Genomic DNA, 21170 nt, shown 5'->3' with positions numbered 1-21170 from the left:
TGACAGAAAAAGCCGGAGCGTCGAAACCGCTCCGGGGTATGCGTCAACGGCCGATCATGTTGCCGCTGAACATGCCCTGTTTGTAGACGGGAGCACTGGTGTCGGTGCTGAGGAGCACGAGATTACTGCCCTCCCGCGTCGCGACGCCATACGCGCCATCGTCGAGAACGATTGACTCCCCCTCCCTCAGGGAGGTGCCTGCGACCGAGACCATGCCACTGAAGACGTAAAGCAGTCGCGTGGCCCCCTTGACGGGCACGGGCGGGATGTCGCGCTGCTCGTTTCGACCCAGATGGGTGTCTTGAACCCAGACATTGGCGCGCACTTCCAGCGGCGCCGTGCCCATCGGCCCGGCGATCATCCGCCAGTCGTTGTCGCTGGTCACCTCCTCGAAGTCATGGAACTGCACCGTCGGTTCAAGATCGGGGGCGCGCGGGCGCAGGAAGATCTGCAGCATCGCGACTTCCGAAGCCATGCGCTCTTCGTGCTGGAAGGTGTGACCTGCGTTCATCATCATCATCCGACGATTGGTGAGGGCCTCTTCGTTCCCCACCGTGTCACGGTGGATCATAGTGCCGGACCGCATGTAGGACAGGATCTCGTCGTCGCGATGGGGGTGCATGCGCACCACCGTGCCGGCGCCAATGTTGGCGTGGTCGATCCGACCTATTGCGCCAATCCCGCTGTCGTTTCCGTCGAGTCTCAGGCCCGGGTGGAGGATATCGATCCCGAAGCCGCCATTGCGATGGCTCCGCTTCGCTTCGAGGCCAAGTTTGACAGGTTTCATTGCGCGGCCCCCTGCTCGGCGAGAACCGGGTAGTCGACATAGCCCTCTGCACCGCCGCCGAAGAAGCTGGCGCGGTCGCTCTGGTTTATTTTGGCACCGGATTTCAGCCTGTCCAGGAAGTCGGGATTGGCCAGGACGAACTGTCCGTAGGCTTCGATATCCGCGATTCCGGAAGCTACATCCTTGCCGACATCCGCCAGAGCGCGGCCGGGACGGTTCAGGATCAGGACTTGGTTCCAGATGCTGCGGATGTCGGCGAGCAGGGCTTCGTTGCCCAGATGCATGAGGTGCAAATAGGCCAACCCGAATCCGTTCAACTCGGTGACCAGATGACGATAGAGGTCCGGACCTTCGGCGCCCTCTTCCAGTCCACCGAGAGTCGCGCCCGGTGACAGGCGGATGCCGGTGCGATCTGCACCGATCTCGTCAGCTACAGCCCGGGCGACCGCAATGGCGAAACGGGCGCGGTTTTCGATACTGCCGCCGTAAGCATCGGTGCGCTGGTTGGCGTTCGGCGCGAAGAATTGCTGGATCAGATAGCCGTTGGCACCGTGGATTTCGACGCCATCCGCCCCGGCCTCAATCGCGCGGCGCGCGGCCTGGCGGAACTCGGCCACGGCGACGCAGATGTCGCCCTGCGTCATTTCCCGCGGCACCGGGATCGGCTGCGGTCCGGTTGGGGTAAAGATCTGGTCCTCCGGCGCGATGGCCGAAGGCGCGAAGCCAAGGCGGTGGTGTGGCGTGTTGTCGGGATGCGAAGTCCGGCCGACATGCATCAACTGGATGAAGAGCCGCGCGCCCTTAGCATGGACCGCTTCTGCCACCGGACGCCAGCCAGCCACATGTGCATCGGTATAGATGCCTGGTGTCGCCATGTAGCCTTGGCCATCCTCGGAAGGCTGGGCGCCCTCCGCGATGATCAGACCCAGATCCGCACGCTGGCCGTAGTATTCCGCGGCCAGGGGACCGGGCGTTCCGTCCTGCAGGGCCCGGCTACGGGTCATCGGCGCCATGGCGAAGCGGTTCTTCAAGGTGATGCCGCCAAGGATCGCGGGGGTCCAGATATCAGTGGTCATGGGCAAAGCTCCGTAATATTCGAGGACATGGCCTCCGCCGTCCGGCGAGGGCTGGTAATTCGGAGAGATCAGGCGATCGGCGGAAGGACTTCGCTGAAGAGCAGCTGGATCAGCTGCTGGCCCTCAGGCGTCGACCAGTCCTGTGCCAGCTCGGCAATCATCGTGTTCGTTGCGGTCAGGATGACACCCGCGTCCTGCATCCGGCGACGCGACATATCCTCGGAAAGCTCGAAGGGCGAACCTGAGGCATCCATTACCGCCTGCACGCGGTAGCCTTCGTCCACCGCATCGATTGCAGGGAAGACGAGGCAGACATCGGTGGTGACGCCGGCCATAATCAGGTTCTTGCGACCCGTGGCTTCGACCGCGGCTTTGAAGTTCGGATCGGTCCAGGCGTTGACGACGCCCTGACGCTTCACCCGGGCCGCGAATGCTTCCGGCAGAATTTCCTCGAGTTCAGGCAGCAGCGGCCCCTGCAGCCGGTCTTCCTGGCTGGAGGTGAGGATCGTAGGGAGCCTGAGGATCTTCGCGGCCTTGGCCAGTGCCAGCGACATGCGCTTGGCTTGTTCGACGTCAATGTTCTTGATCAGCTTCATCGTGCCGACTTGGTGGTCGATCAGCAGAAGCGCGGTGTCTTGGGCGGTGAAAGCAGCAGGCATTCTGTATCTCCATATGTTGGCGGCTCAACTGCTGACGAATTTAGAGCTGAAACGAAGCCCCGATCAGACTTGAATTCTGCGCTCATCTCGTTCCATAAATGGAACATGAGAGCGTTCAACGATTACGACGGCCTTGCGCTGTTCATCCGCATCATCGAGGCAGGTGGCCTCGCGGCCGCAGAGCGGGCCATCGGAGTGCCCAAGGCAACGCTCTCGCGCCGTTTGGGGGCGCTTGAGGATGCGCTAAACGTCCGCCTGGTCCGCCGCTCCCGTAAGGGGGTCAGCCTGACCGAGCAGGGCAAGCAGCTGTTCGACCGAAGCCGCGGTGCGTTCCTACTCGCAGAGGAGGCCGTCGCCGAGGTTCAAGATGACCGAAAGGCTTTCTCCGGCAACGTCCGGCTATCGCTTCCCCCCGACATCGCCGTCGCGGTTCTCGCGCCGGCCATGATCGCCTTCAAGCAGCGCCATCCCGAGGTCAGCATCGAGATGACGCTGGCGGATCGCAATGTCTCGCTGATCGAAGAAGGGATAGATCTGGTAGTCCGGATGGGGCCGATCGCGGATTCCGGTCTGATGTTCAAACGCATCACCACCCTGCCGAGGGTCCTGGTCGCCAGCCCGACCTTCTTATTGGCGCATCCCGATCTGCGGGCGCCGGGCGACCTGTCGAAAGTGCCCGCGCTCGCGATCCGTCGCGATCTGGTGGAATGGAAACTGCAGGGAGCGGACGGTCAGTTCGCAACGGTCTCGCCCAAGGTGGATTTTGCAGCGAACCGTCAGTCTATACTCGTCGAAGCGGCCCTCGCGGGGCTTGGGATTGCAATCCTGCCGGTCTTCATGGTTGAGGAGCACCAACGGAGCGGCGCGCTGGCGCGGATCCTGCCGGGGTGGGAACCGACGCCGGTGGAAATGACGGCGCTTTGGCAGAAGGACAGGATCACCGAGCGGCTGGTGAAGGCGATCGTCACCGAATTCGTTCAGGCGTTCGAGGCGGGCGCAGCCGCGCGCCTTTTGGCTTAGGGCCAGCTTGGTCCAGAGCTTCGGCGGTGCGCTGCGGCAAGATGCTCAAGTAGCAGCGCGCCCTCATCGGCCGTCATCACCATCGTCACTTGAACGGGCTGATCCGAGACGTCGAACCAACCGGCCGCATGAATGACCCCATCTGGGCCCATGTCTTTGATCGAGCCCGCATCACCTCTGGCAGGGCGCGAAAGTTTGGCGGTCTCGGCGACACCCGTGCCTACACGCCATTGGTCACAATAACTGCGACAACCCGAAAGTTCATAACTCGGTTAAAATCAAAGGCCGGAAGCCGAGATATGGAAGGGCGTCAGCGGTGCCTCAGGGCTTCCACGACGACACGGAAGGCGGGAAGGTTCTGTCGCCGACTTGGATAGTATATGAAGTAGCCGGGAAATGGCTGGGACCAATCAGCCAGCACCTCGACAAGCTCACCTGAAGCGACGTGGGCTTTCACGATGTCTTCGGGGACATAGGCGACGCCGTAGCCCAGAAGCGCTGCGTTGACCATCTCGTAGGAGCCGTTGAAGGTCAGTTGACCATCGACCCGGACGCGGAGTTCGTTTCCGCCCTTCTCGAATTCCCAGGCATAAAAGCCGCCTGCTGCAACCTGACGGATGTTGATGCAATTGTGAGCGATCAGATCCTTCGGGTGGAGTGGCGTTCCTCGTGCAGCCAGATAGCTTGGCGAGGCGACGGCGGCCATCCGCCAGTCCGGCCCGATCTTCACCGCGACGTATGCCGGGGAGGTGCCACGGAAAATTCATCATTCTGCCCACCGGGTCTGATTCCTGAACTTCCGATACGATCCGCCCGCTGTTCAGCAGACGAAATTCCCCCATATAGACAGCGCGTTCCGCCTGCGCACGTTATTGCTTTTCCAAGTAAGCTTTGCCTTTTCCGAGCCTCGATGGAACGTGCCAACAGGCTGATTGGAAACAGTTTTCACAGATCGCGAATCGGGTGCTCCGGAGGTCTTGCGCACTCTTTTGCTTTCTTCGGCTCCAAAAAGCCAAAGAAAGCAAATGAGTGCGCAAAGGAAAGCAGAAGCGTGCGCAAGGCCTGTCAACCTCTGATCGTCCTACGAGGCGGCTTACCTTGCGGAGATCAGGACTGGTACGTCGCTGCGACGGTAAATCCGCCTGCAGCCGGCCACGGGCGTAATGGCGTTTTCATCAAGGAAAGCATCGAGCTGTTCCTAACTGAGGCCAGCAGTAAGGGCGAGATTGCGGTAACTGAGGAAGTCGCGATGAAAGGCTACAACATCCACGGAGGTCAGGACGCGACGCTCTCCTTCAGCGCGGGGCGCAGCCGCGCGCCGCGATGTCGCCATCTCGCGATCCAGGAAGCTGAGCATTTCGCCCCTTGGAATGCCTTGCGACATTGCGAAGAGTTCGGCTGAGATCGCGTTTTCGCTACCTGCTCTGCTCGCCAGATCGCGAAGATCGCGGCAAAGCCATAGCGCTGGACATGGCGCCCAACCCTCGGCAGTCGGGTATCGCAGATCATCTCGATGACCTCTACCAGAGGGCAATTCAACTGCCGCGCCGCCCTCGGGATATCCGCCCAATCATGCATGGGGACATAAATGGTCTCGGCACTACGCAAGGACTCATCGAACACGACGTGCCTCTGCATGGAGTTTCACGATCCGCCTGCGCATCCAGCGTCACCCACAATCCGGCATTCGGCATCCCCGATGATTTGAGGGTCTGGAATAGCTCGGCCGACAGACTGAATGCTTCGCAGAACTCTTTGTTCGAAAGGTCTGAGGCTAGCTGCCCGAGCGAGGTCCCGCTTGATCAGCATTGAACACGACCCATTCGTTGGGCGGCTTCGCTGAGGCTTCGGGCGGAAGATCTGCCGCAGCCAAGGCCGGGCTGGATCACAATGGCAGGTCGCGCCGTCGCCGGTGCGGTGGCACTCGCCTCAAGCTGTGGGGTCGAGTGCCGAAGATCGTCTCCAGCGACGCTGGCCAGACAACGTCGGAGCCGTTGAGCAATGCGCGGAGGGGACTCTTGGCCACGCCCATACGACCTTGGAGCTGAAAATGGCGGAACTGCAGGCGGCCGGGCTCGCATCCGTGCGCCTGTCGTCTCCATCCGGGGGATTTCGCTGCCATCGTCGATCTTTCCGACCCGGCGCTGCATGGCCTGATCCCGGGTTCGGAAGCCATGGCCAGACTGCAGGAACTGATGCAGCAGGCCAGTTTCGCCGATGGTTTTCTGGATGGGCAGCCGGGGCTGCGACAGGTGGGTGAACGTAAAGTGCTCAATCCTGCGCGTATGCTCGATCAGGGCATCCGGCTTGGCATGCCGTCAAAAATCGAACCAGAACGCAGGGTCGACGCGTAGGTCAGGCCACCTATCCGTCATAAGGGCGGTACTTGTAGATCAACAATTTGGCAAAGCCGATTCCGAAGATGGCTGTCAGTTCCTGCGTCCCGGTCGCAACACTACGCAATGTTGTGACGCATATCTTCCATATCGAATTGTCTCGCCTTTTTCCGAAGACTAACGACGCGCGACCCGTCAGGAGAGCGCCATGTCCCGCCATACCGTTACTGCCCGCACCTATGTCACGCTGAACGGCCCCAGTCTGGCCAATGCCGGATGGGGGTTGGAGTTTCACACGAGTGGGGCCGGAGCTGGCAGCATGAGGGTCATGGATGTCTATTCGCAAGGCCCAGGCAGCAGTTGGACCTTGCTCGGCGGGATCAGCTTCTATCCCGATTATTCCGGCGTCGCGACGCTGGGTGGCGGCGAGCTGATCGGACGCAGCTATGCTCTGGCGACGATCCCGCGCGGCACCTCGCTGTCGCAGCTGGCGGTCAGTGATCGTATCACCTTGGGACAAGGTAACTTCCTGATCGAGGGCAGTGCCCGTGGCGATTTCTGGAACGGAGCGCGCGGCAGCAATGACGAAATCTACGGCCTCGGCGGCAACGACACGTTGCTTGGTGGCCGTGGCGACGATTCACTCAGCGGCGGCAGCGGCAATGACAGCCTCGTTGGCGGCGTCGGTGCCGACCTGCTGATCGGTGATATCGGCCGCGACACCCTTGTCGGCGGCGCAGGCAATGATCGCTACATCGTTGATCGGCAGGATGCGGTGATCGAGGCAGCAGGCCAGGGACGCGACCATGTCCATGCCGATTTCGACTATGCTCTTGCCGCCAATGTCGAGGATCTGACCCTTATCGGCAACTTCGGTTACAGCGGTTCCGGCAACGGCCTTGCCAACGGCATTTACGGCAATTCCGGTACGAACCTGCTGCGCGGTAATGATGGCAATGACAGCCTTTACGGAGGTGCAGGCAACGATACGCTGATTGGCGGCGATGGAAACGACCTGTTGCAAGGCGACGCGGGCAATGACTTGCTGCGTGGCAGCGACGGGATCGACACCGCCGCCTATGCTGGCAATGTTTCGGTGCGGGTCGATCTGTCGAACAAGGACTGGCAGGACACGGGACAGGGAACCGACATGCTGGCGGGGGTCGAGAATCTGGTCTCGGGCGCGGGCCGCGACACCCTCATTGGCGACGACGGTGCCAATATTCTGGACGGCGGTGCGGGCAATGACTCTCTGACCGGCGGATCTGGAGATGATAGGCTGATCGGCGGGCAAGGTGCCGACACCATGGTCGGCGGTGCGGGCAATGACATCTATTGGGTCGAACATATCGGCGATCTGGTGGTGGAGCAGGCCGGGAGCAGTATAGACCGTATCAACGCCAGCATCAGCATCGACCTGAGTAGGGCCGGCAGCGTATATGCCAATGTCGAGAACGTCGTCCTGACCGGAAGCTCCGCGATCTCTGTCCAGGGGTCAGTCTCCAACAACGCGCTGATCGGAAATGCGGCGGCGAATGTCATTTCGGGTCGCGCCGGCAACGACAACCTGACTGGAGGCGCCGGGGCGGATACTTTCGTGTTCGGTCAGGGCTTCGATCAGGATCGGATCCTGGATTTCAAGGATGAGGTCGATCAAATCCGCCTGCAGGGTTTTGCCGATGTGACAAACATGACCCAGGCTCGCGCGCATGCGTCGCAGGTTGGTGCAAATGTGTTGTTCGATTTTGGCGATGGCGACTTACTCACCATCCACAACACCCGCATCGGTGCCGTGTTGGACGACCTAATCTTCGCTTGAACTGCCCAACCCGTCGGCCCGCTGTGGTGATCAAGCGCAATCCAGGTCCACGCAGGCCTGAGGCGGGCCAGCGAAGTTTGGTAGACTGACACACCTACTCAGGGGAACCTCACCCATTGCCTGGGTGCGGCTCCCCTGAAACCGTTGCGGTGATACGGATGTCTAGTCCCTTAAAGCGGATCCATGGACAGGACCCGTCCGGAGTTGGTCACTGTGCAGGTCGACCTGTACTGCGGGCCTGTATCCATCATCAGAACCCAATTGGATCCCGAATGCTGAACACTGCCCGCCAGCGACGTTCCGGGTCGAGCGTTTTGAAACTGATCGGCAGCACGCATGCATGCGTTCAAAGCCACCTGTGGGATCTGGCCCGGGGGTGTATATGACGCAGATCGTTGCGGTTCGCCCTGGCCGCAGCGGGTCGCGGGCATGTTGTCGATCGACTTGTAGCGCCCTTGGCTTACATGAACCTTGACGCAATTTCCGGTGGCCTCGTTCCACCAGGTGTTGTTACCACCGACATCCACGTAACCGCGTGCCTGCATCTGGGTCTCAGCCCCGGCGCCACGTGCGCCGATCAGGTCAGAAATGTCGGATGGGGGATTTGCAAAGCCGGGTGAAGCCAAGCCAACCAGCGTTGTTATCAGAATAGCCGTGCATTTACGCATTTTACGCTCCAAAAGCTGCGCGCAGGACAAATGGCCTCCCTTCGACGCATTTGGGGTATGTTACGGGGAGTGGCTAGGGGGTGATCCATTTTGTCGCACTTGACGTCCGGACCGCCGGTGAGGGGGCGTTTTCCTCCGGTCGCCTGCATCAGTTCCCCGTTGAGATCGGCTCGTTCCTTTCGGTGTACTACACCTGATCCCAGGAACAGGTCCGGGCAAGAAGCCCTGCAAAACCTGCATTTCTCCCTCGGAAAGGCTCACCATCGCGCGCACTCGCACGCCGTCCGGCAGCCCCGTTTTCCGTCGCCTCGGCTGCGAGGCGATCGGACGCTGCGCACTAGGCATCGAAGAAAGCCTCATCATCACTGTTGCCGGCTGCGGCCCCGATCGCACGAACCTCGCCGATATCAGCGCCGCTGTAAGGACTGTGAGCGAGTGGCCAGGATCCGAACTCATCATCGGCGACCTATCGAACCTTGCGGTTGTTCGTATAAGTAGCTGTCTGGGTACCACATGCGACGGAACGACTGGAAAGCCGCGGATCGGGCTTGCAGTCGCCTTGCTGATCTGAGCTGCCTCTGCGGGCAGCGTGAACATATCCGGCACGGATTGATCCTGACGCCAGGACACCACGCGCCAGATGCAATGCTGGCAAGTCGTCAGGGCGTATTTGTCGAGGCCACCGCGTTCGACGTAGCTGCCGAATCTCTGGCGGCAGGAGCGCCCAGTCAGCGCACATCCCGCGAACCAGTTCACTCGATCCCTCCGGCTTCGAAGCTTTCGCCGAATAACGTCCTGCACAATCTCGCGATCGAGGGTGAGAGCCGCGACGATTTTCTTAGCCGCGCATTCTCGTCCTCAAGCAACTTCGGTCGCCACATCTCCTCAGGCAACAAGCCGCCGTAATTTTCCTTCTGTTGAAGCAGGTCGCCGGGCTGATCCCGGTGTGGCGGCAGATCCATCCTCGCCATGATTCAAAATGAACACCTCCTGCGCCTGTGTTAACTTCGATGCTTTCCTGCGTTTCCGCCCCTTTCCCAGCCAAGGAAGACTAGCCGAAAAACTCCAGTTTCAAATGATCCAGCTTTCAACAGGCAGAGCATGATGCCCTATCTGATCCGCACTGCGCCGCTGCCACCGATAGACGCCCGGGGACCGCACAGACCGGACCCGCGACCACCGCCCCAGCAACTGCGCCAGTGGTGGTGAGCAGCGGTGTTTGGCCCGCAGGCACCTACCGTGAGCGTCAGGGCACAAATGAAGATGACTGGCAGTTTTGGCTTAGCTACATTTTCCTTTCCCCTCGGAACCCTGTAGTTTCGCGCATTCCGGACGACCAGTATAGATGCTCATCACCCGACCAAGGTACTCCTCAGCATTCGCAGATCAGACAAACTTGATGCGTGTGCTAACAGCCCCAACAGGTACCGGGCTGCAGTCCTTCTCGGTACCCATGATGGTGGCTCCGACAGAGCCGACCCGAGGTGATCTGCTCCTCAATACGCTTCGCCATGCTGGATGATCTTCCGCCAATGGCGCGTGATAACAGTTGCGATTAACGCCTGCTTCGTCTGCGTCACCGTTACCGTCACACCCTTCGAGGTCAGGGTGTTACTGGGTAATCTCTTGGCAGGCATCCTACCGTCAAAATTTTTTACTATTATTTTTCAATATACTAAACATGATCACCAAACCGCAAACATTGTGGCTTTGTGAACATAGAACATGACGCAAATCGCCTGTGACACGCTTGGTTGAAAAAACACGAAGCTTTCAGTCGTCCTTCCCGGTCGTGGAGAAGAGATCGTCGCGAGCTTTCGCGCTAGCCCCGCGTGCACGTGGATGGCGCATCCGACATGATGTTACGTATTGTTATCAGAGCAAGTTCGTTAGCAACATCAAAGTAACGAGATGCGTTCCTTTCAGTCGCACGGACCGAACGAAGGACGACCCGCTTCCGCTCAGAACAATATATTATTCTATAATAATTTTATTGGCGACATCTCGCACTTCGTCATCGGCGCAACGTCTTGAACTCAGGATAGCGAGCAATCGTCGCGAAAAGCTGCCAGATGGCAGCTTCGGGTCTCGCCTGGGGCTTCATGTTATTGACATAACGCGACCGACTGGGGCGCATGAGCAACAGTTTTGACGGCCTGAGACATCTGTCACGACAGCTTTCTGAGTGGGAATGTCCGTTCCAAATTATGTCAGAGCTCAAGAAAAGGAAGGTAGCCCGTGACCTCGGTCACAGTAGTCATTGTCATCATTACGGATCGTTTATCGAAACAGACTAATCGGTTATCGGACATAGCCTGTTTGCGCTTATCGACGAAAGGCTTCTGAAACTGGCGTTGCGGGCGCAGCAAAAGCGACGACAGGGCCGCAGGTTTGCCCGCCCTACGACGAATATGGGCGCAAGCATCCAAAACCTGCCCAATAATATAACCGTCACAAAGCCATCGGCAATTTGCCGCCGACGACCGGGTTTGCTACGCTTTACCTACAGGGAGGTCGCAAAACCGACATGTCGGCGATGCGGCTAAAAATTCAAACAATGTGCCGAACTCGGCCCATGAGCGACCTTGCGTTGCTGTGGGGTAGTGTGGCCGTTTCTCGGCACCCAAAAGGCCAAGCGGGTGAAACGTCTTAGTAGGTTCTGGGGTTTATTGTTCGCATACTGGGTGTCCGAGCGCTGGCGCGAGGCATGGCTGCTCACGGTGATCATCTTTGCCGTGACCACATTGCTCAGCAAGGCCAGCGTCTGGGTCGCCCTCGCAAGTGCGGATTTCCTGGCATCTCTAGCGAGTTTTCATACTGCGGATGCGGGGGTAGAACCTGCCCATGCGATCCTTTTGGCGGCCGCGGCCTATCTTGCGATCTTTCTTGGACGAACCGCAGGGGTCGCTGCCCGGCACCTAACCTCGACCACGCTGCATCGTCGTGCGCGGGGATGGCTGGTCGGGCAATTCAACGATGCGATCCTGGCCGATGGGCGTATCGCCCTTGATCTGCTGAGCGATCGCTCTCAGACGGGCGACATGCCGCGGATGCCCGATGCATTGGACCAGCGTATCGATGAATGCTCGGCCAATCTTTACGGCGGGCTTATCGGGCTGGCGATGGGGCTGTGGGGTGCGGTTGCGGCGATCTGGTTCGTGTCGACGGCCTTGCTTGAGCGCAGCCAAAGCGTTCCCTTTCTGGATCGCTGGGGGGCGCAGGCGAATGCTGCGCTGGCGGATTGGTTTGGCCCCGTCGCCTCGCATGTGGATCTGGTGCCGGGCGAATATGGCTCGGCCCTGCTGTGCCTGCTGCTGGTCGCGGTCTATGTCCCTGCCATAACCTTCCTGGCATGGAAACTGGGGCATGTCCTTGAACGGCTGAGCATCCGGCGGCAGCGGCAGAATGGGGCATGGCGGGGCGAATGGGGCATCACGCTGAGCCGGGTCGATCAACTGGCCGCAGGCCGGGGTGAACGTGCCCAAAGCCGGATCAACAACCAGCTTTATGCCGATCTGGACCGGACCTGGGGCAAGCAGAACTGGCTGGAAGCAGGGATGCTGCTTTTCAACGATCTTTACGGCTTTCTCTCGTCCCGGTTGCTGTCATATCTGCCGGCGCTGCCGTCCTTCATGGCGGGCAATCTGAGCTTTCGCAATTTCGTCGCCAGCAGCGAATTGACGGCCGGGTTGATCGGAGAGCTGTCATGGTTCATCAACGTGATGCCCGCGATCGCCACGCTCAAGGCCAATGCAACCCGCCTGACCGAGCTTGCCGCCGCGATCGAGCGGGTGCGCGATCGGCAGGAATTCTATTCGGAAACCGGCGTCAGCCGCATGAACCACATCCGCAGCCACAAGGGGCCGGTGCTGGCCTTGCAGGACCTGCATCTGCACCATCGCGGCCATGACACCCTGCCCTTTCTTAGGGTGCCGAAGCTGCGCCTGTATCCCGGCGACCGGATATTCCTGACCGGCCGCAATGGTTGCGGCAAAAGCAGCCTGCTCAAGGCCGTGGCGGGGATCTGGCCCTATGGCACGGGTCAGGTCGCGATGCATCGGGGCGCGCGCCTGTTTCTGGCGGGTCAGGAACCGGACGTCCCGGACCGGATGTCGCTGAAGGCGCTGGTAACCTATCCCGAGGGGCCCGATCAGCAATCCGACATCGCCGTGGCGGCCACGCTGTCGCGCGTCGGTCTGGGCGATTTCATCCACTGTCTGGATGAGGCGCTGCATCAGGGCAGGAACTGGCGAAACGTCCTGTCGGGTGGACAAAAGCAGCGTTTGGTGCTGGCCCGAATCCTGCTGGCCCGACCCGATATTCTGGTGCTGGACGAGGCGACCGCCGCATTGGATGTCGAGGGCGTCGTAGATTTTCATCTGACGCTGGCCCAGCACCTGCCCGATACGGCAATCCTCGCGGTGCTGCATGGCGATATTCCGCCCTATGCCCCCGATGGCACGCCCTTCTATTCTGCCATGCTGGAGATCCGCGATGGTGTCGGAACCCTGCATCCTGCCATGACCTGTGCCTATGATGCCGCCCGCCATGCGGCCGAGTAAACACGCCGCCGCAACGGAGGAAACATGAAGATCCCTGACGCCGTTGAAAATCTGATCTCGGCAATGACGCTGGACGAAAAGATCGGACAGCTGAACCTGCTGCCGGCTGGCGAGGGATTGCTGACCGGCGCGCAGCAGCCGACCTCACTGTCGATGCGGCTGGATGCGGGTCAGGTTGGCGCCATTTTCGGGACCAAGTCGCTTGCCTCGGCCCGCGCCATGCAGGAACGCGCGCTGGCCGGATCGCGGCTGGGGATACCGCTATTTTTTGCCGAGGACGTGATCCATGGGCATCGCACCGTCTTTCCGCTGAACATCGCGCTGGCTTGCAGCTGGGACATGCCGCTGATCGAAAATACCGCCGCCTTTGCCGCTGCCGAGGCCGCGGCCGAGGGGCTGCATCAGGTCTACGGCCCTATGCTCGACATCAGCCGCGATCCGCGCTGGGGTCGGGTGGCCGAAGGACCGGGCGAAGACGCCCTGCTGGCCTCGCGCATTGCGCAGGCGGCGACGCGCGGGCTGCAAGGGCTGGGTCTGGGCATTCCGGGACGGGTGGCGGCCTGTCTCAAGCATTATGTGGCCTACGGCGCGCCGCAATCCGGCCGGGACTATGACAATGTCAGCCTGGCATGGGAGGACCTGCTCGAAACCTACCTGCCCCCTTTCGTCACGGGGGTGGATGCGGGCGCGGCAAGCGTCATGGTTTCGTTCAACGCGGTGAACAAGCAGCCGATGCATGCCAATGGCCAGTTGATCGAGGGCTGGTTGCGGGGGCGGCACGGGTTCAACGGGTTGGTGGTGTCGGATTATACCGGGGTGAAGGAGTTGGTGGCGCATGGGCTGGGTCCGGCACCGCTTGCGGTTGCGCGCGCGCTGCATGCCGGTGTCGACATGGACATGGTGGGCGAGGATTACCTGCGCGAGTTGCCCGTCCTGCTTCGGGACGGACTTGATGCGCCCGAGGCCGGGATGTCCCTCTCTGCGGCGACCCTCACAAACCTTGTCGACCGCGCCTGCCGCCGGGTTCTGACCTTCAAGGCCCGGCTGGGCCTGCTGGACGATCCTTTCCGCGGGCTGGCGGGCATGCCCAAAGCGCCCTCACGCGCCAGCGGGCGCAAGCTTGCGCGGCAGGCGGCGGCGCGTTCTGCGGTGCTGCTCAAGAACAACGGATTGCTGCCGCTGGCCCCCCAGACGAAAGTGGCGCTGATCGGCCCCTTCGCCTCGGACCGGGCGAATATGCTGGGCACATGGGCGGTGTCGGGGCGGGCCGAGGATGTCGTGCCGCTGGACGCGGCCATCGCCGTGCTGACCGGGCAAAAGCCACAGGTCGCATGGGGCGCGAATGTCGTCGATGAGCCGTGGCTGGAACGGCGCCTGAATGTCCATGGCACGACCGTGACCCGCGATCCCCGCAGCAAGGCAAAGCAACTGGCCGAAGCCGTGGCCCTTGCCCGCGCCTCGGATGTGATCATCGTCGCTGTGGGCGAGGCCAAGGAACATGCGGGGGAATCTTCCTCGATGCTTTCGCCGGAACTACCGGCAGCGCAGCGCCGCCTGATCGCAGCCTTGGCCAAGACCGGCAAGCCGCTGCTGGTCGTGGTCTTTGCCGGTCGTCCGCTGGCCATCGGAGAGGTCGCCGCGCAGGCCGATGCCCTGCTTTACGCATGGCATGGCGGCGTGGCTGGCCCCGAGGGCATCGCGGACCTGATCTTTGGCGCGGCCTCCCCCTCGGGTCGGCTTGCGATCTCGTTGCCCAGACATCCGGGCGAGGTGCCGCTGACCTATGCCTGTGACACGACGGGACGACCGGGCAATGCGGGCTTCACCAAGTTCCTGACCGGCTGGCTGGACCTGCCAGACGATATGCCCTCATTCCCCTTTGGCTTTGGGCTGGGCTATTCAGAGGTCCGTTACTTGGCCCCGCGCCTGTCCAGCGCCACGGCCAAGGCCGATCAGACCGTCGATCTGCGGATCAGCGTCGAGAACACCGGAACCCGCCCGACGGTCGAGACCGTCCAGCTTTACGCCAGCGATCCAGTCGCCCGCATCACGCGGCCCGGCCGCAAGCTGATCGATTTCAGGCAGGTTTCCATTCCTCCCGGCCAGCGTCGCATGGTCAGCTTCCGGGTCACTGCGGATCAGTTCCGCTACCCGATCGCCCCGTCCTTGGAGACGGCCGAATGGGTCCGAGATCCGGGGCTGATCCGATTGCATGTCGGCCCGAACAGCCGCGATACACAGATGGTGGAACTGACATGGCTAGATTGATCCGCGGCCTTGACGATGCCACGCTGCGCGACCGGGTCGCACAGGCCACCCTGCTGTATTTCCTTGATTGGAGCCATCCGGTCAGCGGCATGGCCCGTGAACGCACGGCAGGCGACTTCGGCTATGATGTCGCGGAAACCGTCTGCACCGGTGGCACCGGCTTTGGCCTGCTGGCGCAGATCGTTGCCGTCGAACGCGGCTGGCGGCCCCGGCGCGAGGTTCTTGACCGGCTTGAACGCGTGTTGGGCTTTCTGGAAACCGCTGATCGCTTTGACGGGGTTTATCCGCATTTCCTGAGCGGCTCGACCGGACGGGTACTGCCCTTCATGGTCGGTGACGATGGCGGCGATCTGGTCGAGACCTCGTTCCTGATGATGGGCCTTCTGGGGGCGGCCTCCTATTTTGCCGAGGAACCCTCTTTGGTGGCGCGGATTCAGGCGTTGTTTGACGCGGTGAACTGGGCCGCGCATCTGCGCGAGGATGGCGCGGTGATGTGGCATCGCCACCCCAACCGTCCATGGGCCGACAACGCCCTGCCCATCCGTGGCTGGAATGAGGCCTTTCCGGTCTTTGTCCTTGGCACCGGGTCACGCAGCCACCCCCTGCCCACGACCTCATATCACCAAAGCTGGGCCATGGCCCCGGCCTTTCGCAATGGCCGGATCTATGGCGACACGCGGTTGCCGCTGGGCCTCGACTGGGGTGGACCGCTGTTCCTGTCGCAATATCCGTTCCTTGGCATCGACCCACGCGGACTGCGTGACGCCTATGCCGATTACGGCGTGCAGGCACGCGCTCATGCGATGATCAACCGCTATCATTGCCTGCGCAATCCGCAGGGCTGGAAAGGCTATGGCCCGAACCTGTGGGGCCTGACCGCCAGCGATGATCCGACCGGCTATGTCGCGCATTCCCCGACCGAAGATACCGGCGTGATCACCCCCACGGCGGCGCTTGGCTCACTGCCCTTCGTGCCGGATCAGGCGATGGCCGTGCTGCGACATCTGCATGACGATCTGGGCGATCGTATCTGGGGCGAGGCAGGTTTCATCGACGCCTTCAGTCCGTCGCAGGACTGGGCCGCCGAAAGCCGCCTTGCCGTCGATCAGGCCCCCATCGTGATCGGGCTTGAGAACCACCGCTCGGGTCTGTTGTGGCGGCTGGTCTCGGGGCGGCCCGAGATACAGCGCGGGCTGAGGGCGCTTGGCTTTACCGCGCCCTATCTGGCCGACCCGCCATTGCCCGAATGGCCAGATCCCGCGCTGCCGCTGCTTCCAGAAATGCCGCTGCCGACCATGTCAGGTCAAGACATGAGACCGGCTGCCCAGTGACGCGATCGAACTGTTCGGGCAGTGGTCCGACAGGATTGGGGGCCATCTGCTGGATCAGCGCCATCCAGCCCTCGGCCTTGGCGAAGGCCGTGGGATCAGCGGTTTCGGCAGCGATCCGGTAATACATCTCGGCGAAGCCCAGCGTCGTCGGATACCACGGGTTTCCGTTGAAATAGGCGTCCTCGACCCAACGCCCGATGGCGGGGACGTCGCGCCCGTGGTTGATCGGATAGAGCCGCGCAAAATCCCGTTCAAGCGCGGCCGCCGTCACAAGGGATCGCGGCCCAGTCAGCGCAAAGGGGCCATCGCCGCGCCGCGCATGCAGCAGCGCAAGGCAGGTTGCGCTGTCCAGGCGGCCCTCGGGGGCTTCAACGCTTTCCCGCCAACCGCCGCTTGCCCCGTCCTGTGCCTGATTCATCAGTCGCGCAATGCGTTCAGCCGCGTCGCGCATGCCTCCGCCCGGATCGTCAAGAAACCGGCTGCCACGATCCAATGCATCCCATTGCGCGATCAGGGTAAAGGTCGTGCGCCGCGGCGGTGCTTCCTCCCACGGGCCGATGCAGGGCCGTCCCGCCACGCGCAGGACATGGGCAAGATCGCGTTCGATCAAGGCCTTGGCCTGCGGGCTGGCAAGCTCGGGCAGATCGTCAAGCAGGGTCATCAGCGCCGATGCCCGTAACGCGGGGCCGTCATCCTGCGGCCTGCTCCATTGTTCAAGATCGGGCGAGCCATCGGCCGCCACACGCGGTTCCTGCTGCCACGCAGCGCCGTGCAGCGCGGCCAGCTCCGCATCCGGACGCAGGTAGTTTTCGTGGCTGGGCAAGGTTGAGGCACGCAGGGGGTTCGCTGCGGGACCTTGCCGCGTCGGGTCCGAGATAGACAGCGAAAACGCGATGAAATCTGTGATGAAGCTCAGCCAGAAAGGGCGGGATTCGGGGTCCGCCGCCATGGCCAGTGGCACCGCGCGCAAGGCAATGGCGGAATCGCGGATCCAGTGATGGAAATAATCCGGCTCGGGGTCCCAATTCGCGATGCGTGGCGAGGCAAGGACAGATCCCTTGGCGGGCCGAACGGTCCAGCCAAATCCGGCACGGTGGCGTGTCAGATGCGTGGCCGAGCATGCATTGCGCATTGCCTTGGCCGAGCCAAGCCGCTGCGCCGCGATCCAGTCCGGGTCAAGCACGGGCAACTAAGCACCCAGCGCTGAAAGGGCGGCGGACAAGGCACGCGCGCACGCCTCGCCCGCCGGGCAATGATGCTCGTCCGGCAAAGCGGCAAAGAAGCGTGCATTCGGGGCCGCGGCGAAATAGGCGCGGGCATCCTTCAGCGGGATCAGCCCATCCGCCGCACCGGTCACGACCGCCAAAGGTGCGGTGATCCGGTTCAAAGCAGGCTCGGCATCCGCTGTCTGCATCTCGGCGAAATAGGCGGGTGCCTCGCGCCTGACCTCTTCGAGGGCGGCTGGTCCCATCGCCTCGCGCGCCATAAGCAGCGCGCGGCCTGACAGGACTGGCGACACGGCCAGAACGTGATGCGTGTCAGGCGATCCTGCCGCAAGATGCGCCACGGCAAACCCGCCAAGGCTATGCCCCGCCAAACCTCGCGCCTGGCCCGGCCATTCCTGCGCGACCCAGTCCCAAGCTGCTGCCGCGGCATTGGTATGACCCGAAAAGCTCACGCATTCTGGCGCTCCGGATCCGGGCAAGGCCGCCGAATGTGGCAACTCCGGAGCCACGACCCGCCATCCGTGCCCCAGATAGGCGTCCGCAATCTCGGCGATCTGCACCTGTCCGGGCGCGCCGTTTCGACCATGAACCAGCAGAACCGTCCCGTGCGCCTTTCCCGAGGGTTCGGCCACGACCAAAGGGACAGTGCCGACTGGCGTCGACATGTCGGTACGACGGGCGCCAGCGGTCCAAATGTCATGCAGATGCGTCATCTTGTCGATCCTACTGCGGTTCTCGGAACGCTCCAATAGGACGCCAGTATGATCAAAATGCCAACTCGCTGGACCACCGATATCATATATCCGCGCCACACCCACACCAAGTTGCCAAGTGATGACCCGGATCGATCCGGTCAGTGGAACCGATCATGGCGGCAGCTAATGCGGTTACCTTCGGATGTTTCAGCTGCGATCCAATTGATGAGCAACTCTCCCGAGGCGGGGCCGGCTATCAGGCCATAATGCGAATGGTCGAAGGTCGCGAGAAGACCCGGTTATACGTCCACCAAGAAGCGGTCTGCCGGACATCAAGGTTCCTGCCCTCGTCAAGCCGGAACAGGACGTATCTTCAGGTCCCGGCAGCGCCCGGCGCTCGGCCTGCCCAATATCCGGTTCATCCGTACCGAAACCGGCGCATTGGGCACGGCAAACTAAGCCCTTCAAGCATGAAGGTGGCGACTATGCTGCGATCAATCTCCATGATCGAATGAGTGATGCCGCATGTCTTTTTCACCTGTCAGCCGATGAGGATTCATCCCGTGCTCTGATCGCGGGGCGGTAGGTGCCGTCCTTTTCACGATGGAGACAGAGATGCCCACAGCACGACCAACGATCTACGTTGGAATTGATGTGTCCAAGGACAAATTCGCGGTTGCGACCGCTGATGCCCAGCATCGTGATGAGGGCACATTCGAGAATACCTCTGGCAGCGTCGACAAATTCCTGAAGAAGCTTTCCGGGAGGGGTGACTTTTCTATCTGCTATTGGCCGGACCAGCAGGATACGGTCTCTATAGGCAGCTGCGGGCCTTCGGCTACGAATGCTGCGCGGTCGCACCATCGCTGATCCCCGTTCGCGCCGGAGAGCGAGGCATGACAGATCGACTGGATGCCCTGTGTCTGGCGAGCGATGCGTGATTTGGTCCGTGCCTGCGAAAGCGCGGCAGGGAATCCGCAGCATAGGCGACAACTCGTAGCAGCCTTCGTACTGCGCCGTGGACGTATCTACCAGCGGACCAAGCCCTTGACGATGCGGTGTCGCCACTGGTCTCAAATCCCGCGCATCAAATCGCCGTTCAAGAGAAGCTGCAGACCGAACGGAACGTCTGGAGCGGCGGACCGGGCACATCGAGGCATTTTGCCGGAATGGGATCTCGCACCGGCGGTGAACGCGCTCCAAGCATTGAGGGGTGTCGCGCTGATCAGCGCCGTCACGTTCATGGCCAAGATCAGCCATGTGCGGCGGTTCGAGTCGCCGGTCAAGTTGATAGCCTATCTGGGGGCTGGTCCCGAGCGAACATTTGACGCCAAAGCACGGCGACCTCACCCGGGCAGGCAATGCCCGCGTGCGCCACAAACTGATCGAGGGGCCTGAAGCTACTGTCTGCAGGCGCTACAGGGCGAACGAAAGCTCAACATCCTCAAGGAGAAGTTGCCATAGGTTCAGGTCATTGCCTGGAAAGTGCAGTCTCGTCCGACGACAAGATATTGTCAGCTTATGCGACGCGGAAAGAAATCGACCGTCGTGAAAACGGCCATCGCGCGGGAAATGGTAGCGTTCATGTGCGATATCTCCCGCCGCACCATGCTCGCGCTCCGAACGCGGCCCCTTATGCGCTAAATGGCGGGCGCGAGGTCGACGGCAGGGGGAATCGCTTTGTGGCCAGATTCATTCTGATACCCGTTGTAGGACAGAAATAGCCCCGAGGCGCATAATCGCTCATGCGGGATCCAGCCCGCGCATCAGAGCTTGTTCACCGACGTTTTCAGACCTCGTGACCACCTTTGGGCGTCCCGATCACAATAAACGTCCCGGCGTCTCTGAGCGCGTAGAATAACCCTTGTAAAAGACAGCGGAGACGTAGCTAGACGGGGCAGCAATTGCTTTGATCACGTCATTGCAGCGATCACCACAGTGGGGTTGGTGATCACAGTTGAGCGGTTTGCACAACCCATCCTCTCCCCTTCGGGCCAGACCTAAAACACGGTCGCGACTCAACCTGCCGCCCCGCGCCTGCACGTGCCTGCATCCGATGCGCAAGATGGCGACCGATGTCGCCCGGCAAGCCCGCGCGCCTACCCCACCCCAAGCAATAGCCGGGCAATGCGCGGGCGATACTTGGCAACGCTTGCGGGGTAAAAGATCAGTACGAGATCACCACGAGATCACTCGGGCACTCCCACCGATACCCCCCTTGCCTCGGATCTTTCGGCTCAACCAGCCTGCCCCCAGCGCTTGCAGCGACATCGTGTAGTACAGGCCGACAATCCCGCCGCGCTGGCCTTTATCTCGGACAAATCATTCAGCTCTCGCGACGCGGGCAGAACAAGATGCAAGAATTTCGGCGACAAGTTCGCGACCACGCTCAGCTTGCGCTCGGAACCTCGCCCTTGAACATGGTGCTGAAGACATCGGCCGAGGCCATACACCACCCTTCGAATTCTTCGTCCTGAAAAGCAGTATTATTAAAAATCTCAGCAATGTGCCGATTGGGGTGCTGTAGCATTATCACTGCGTCGTGTTATTGACCTGCCACTGAATTTTCATCCAGCCACGATAGGAGCCTGCTCTCCTGTGCCCTGCCTACCAATTTTGGACCATCTAAAGCCGGAGTTTCCGGCCTTGGCCATGGCGGCGGGCTGGTGACGCCGCCGGGAAAGTGCAGCGCGCTCGGGACGTTGTATCCGATGGCGCTGTGG

At 61.5% G+C, this 21170-nt stretch carries 14 protein-coding genes and 2 pseudogenes; 8 read left to right on the top strand and 8 right to left on the bottom strand.

The window, feature by feature from the left end; all coding sequences use genetic code 11:
* Positions 1-43: 43 nt before the first annotated feature.
* The 3 genes from GL300_RS16770 to GL300_RS16760 all read right to left on the bottom strand — a co-directional run bounded on the left by GL300_RS16770 (position 44) and on the right by GL300_RS16760 (position 2522).
* Complete coding sequence (locus GL300_RS16770) at positions 44-787, bottom strand: pirin family protein (protein WP_155040817.1); 744 nt, start codon at positions 785-787, stop codon at positions 44-46.
* Positions 784-1863, bottom strand: coding sequence for an alkene reductase (locus tag GL300_RS16765; protein WP_155040816.1), 1080 nt, complete (start codon positions 1861-1863; stop codon positions 784-786). Before GL300_RS16765 ends, GL300_RS16770 begins: the two co-directional genes overlap by 4 nt.
* A 68-nt stretch (positions 1864-1931) precedes the next feature.
* The gene (locus GL300_RS16760; RefSeq protein ID WP_155040815.1) at positions 1932-2522 is read right to left on the bottom strand and encodes an isochorismatase family protein; all 591 of its coding nucleotides are present in this window, start codon (positions 2520-2522) and stop codon (positions 1932-1934) included.
* Positions 2523-2627: 105 nt separating this feature from the next.
* Here GL300_RS16760 and GL300_RS16755 point away from each other — a divergent pair, with 105 nt between their 5' ends.
* Complete coding sequence (locus GL300_RS16755) at positions 2628-3542, top strand: LysR family transcriptional regulator (RefSeq protein ID WP_155040814.1); 915 nt, start codon at positions 2628-2630, stop codon at positions 3540-3542.
* A gap of 310 nt (positions 3543-3852) precedes the next feature.
* Here GL300_RS16755 and GL300_RS16750 read toward each other — a convergent pair whose 3' ends face one another.
* On the bottom strand, positions 3853-4305 hold the full coding sequence (locus tag GL300_RS16750) for a LysR substrate-binding domain-containing protein (protein WP_343043098.1): 453 nt from the start codon (positions 4303-4305) through the stop codon (positions 3853-3855).
* 147 nt (positions 4306-4452) lie between these two features.
* Between GL300_RS16750 and GL300_RS16745 the strand changes: the two genes are divergently transcribed.
* From GL300_RS16745 to GL300_RS16735, 3 genes are all read left to right on the top strand, one after another.
* A complete protein-coding gene (locus GL300_RS16745; protein WP_155040812.1) occupies positions 4453-4944 on the top strand; it encodes a hypothetical protein in 492 nt (163 codons plus the stop codon).
* A 772-nt stretch (positions 4945-5716) separates the two neighbouring features.
* Positions 5717-5896, top strand: a complete 180-nt coding sequence (locus GL300_RS16740) for a hypothetical protein (protein ID WP_155040811.1) — start codon at positions 5717-5719, stop codon at positions 5894-5896.
* Positions 5897-6086: 190 nt separating this feature from the next.
* Positions 6087-7697 carry a calcium-binding protein gene (locus GL300_RS16735; protein ID WP_155040810.1) on the top strand — a complete coding sequence of 537 codons (1611 nt, stop codon included), beginning with the start codon at positions 6087-6089 and terminating at the stop codon, positions 7695-7697.
* 170 nt (positions 7698-7867) lie between these two features.
* On the opposite strand, the gene GL300_RS16730 is transcribed toward GL300_RS16735, so the two are convergent.
* Positions 7868-8395: a hypothetical protein gene (locus tag GL300_RS16730; protein ID WP_155040809.1), complete on the bottom strand. Its 528-nt coding sequence runs from the start codon at positions 8393-8395 to the stop codon at positions 7868-7870.
* A gap of 688 nt (positions 8396-9083) precedes the next feature.
* Positions 9084-9406, bottom strand: a pseudogene (locus GL300_RS26745) (IS3 family transposase); the annotation flags it as partial.
* Positions 9407-11034: 1628 nt separating this feature from the next.
* Here GL300_RS26745 and GL300_RS16720 point away from each other — a divergent pair.
* The 3 genes and pseudogenes from GL300_RS16720 to GL300_RS16710 all read left to right on the top strand — a co-directional run.
* The gene (locus GL300_RS16720; RefSeq protein WP_155040807.1) at positions 11035-12927 is read left to right on the top strand and encodes an ATP-binding cassette domain-containing protein; all 1893 of its coding nucleotides are present in this window, start codon (positions 11035-11037) and stop codon (positions 12925-12927) included.
* Positions 12928-12951: 24 nt separating this feature from the next.
* On the top strand, positions 12952-15195 hold the full coding sequence (locus GL300_RS16715) for a glycoside hydrolase family 3 N-terminal domain-containing protein (protein ID WP_155040806.1): 2244 nt from the start codon (positions 12952-12954) through the stop codon (positions 15193-15195).
* Positions 15108-16349, top strand: a pseudogene (locus tag GL300_RS16710) (glucoamylase family protein); the annotation flags it as partial. The gene GL300_RS16715 and the pseudogene GL300_RS16710, both read left to right, overlap by 88 nt.
* 55 nt (positions 16350-16404) lie before the next feature.
* Here the strand turns inward: GL300_RS16710 and GL300_RS27295 are convergent.
* Complete coding sequence (locus tag GL300_RS27295) at positions 16405-17709, bottom strand: glycoside hydrolase family 15 protein (protein ID WP_343043097.1); 1305 nt, start codon at positions 17707-17709, stop codon at positions 16405-16407.
* 6 nt (positions 17710-17715) lie between these two features.
* Positions 17716-18465: an alpha/beta hydrolase gene (locus tag GL300_RS16700; RefSeq protein ID WP_155040803.1), complete on the bottom strand. Its 750-nt coding sequence runs from the start codon at positions 18463-18465 to the stop codon at positions 17716-17718.
* Between the two features lie 894 nt (positions 18466-19359).
* On the opposite strand from GL300_RS16700, the gene GL300_RS27455 reads away from it, so the two are divergent.
* Positions 19360-19845, top strand: coding sequence for a transposase (locus tag GL300_RS27455; protein WP_425495924.1), 486 nt, complete (start codon positions 19360-19362; stop codon positions 19843-19845).
* Positions 19846-21170 lie beyond the last annotated feature (1325 nt).

Origin of the sequence: Paracoccus litorisediminis, assembly GCF_009711205.1 — a bacterium.
Lineage (GTDB): Bacteria > Pseudomonadota > Alphaproteobacteria > Rhodobacterales > Rhodobacteraceae > Paracoccus > Paracoccus litorisediminis.
Note: the sequence above shows the minus strand (reverse complement) of the source record. Positions and strands in the feature narration are given on the sequence as shown.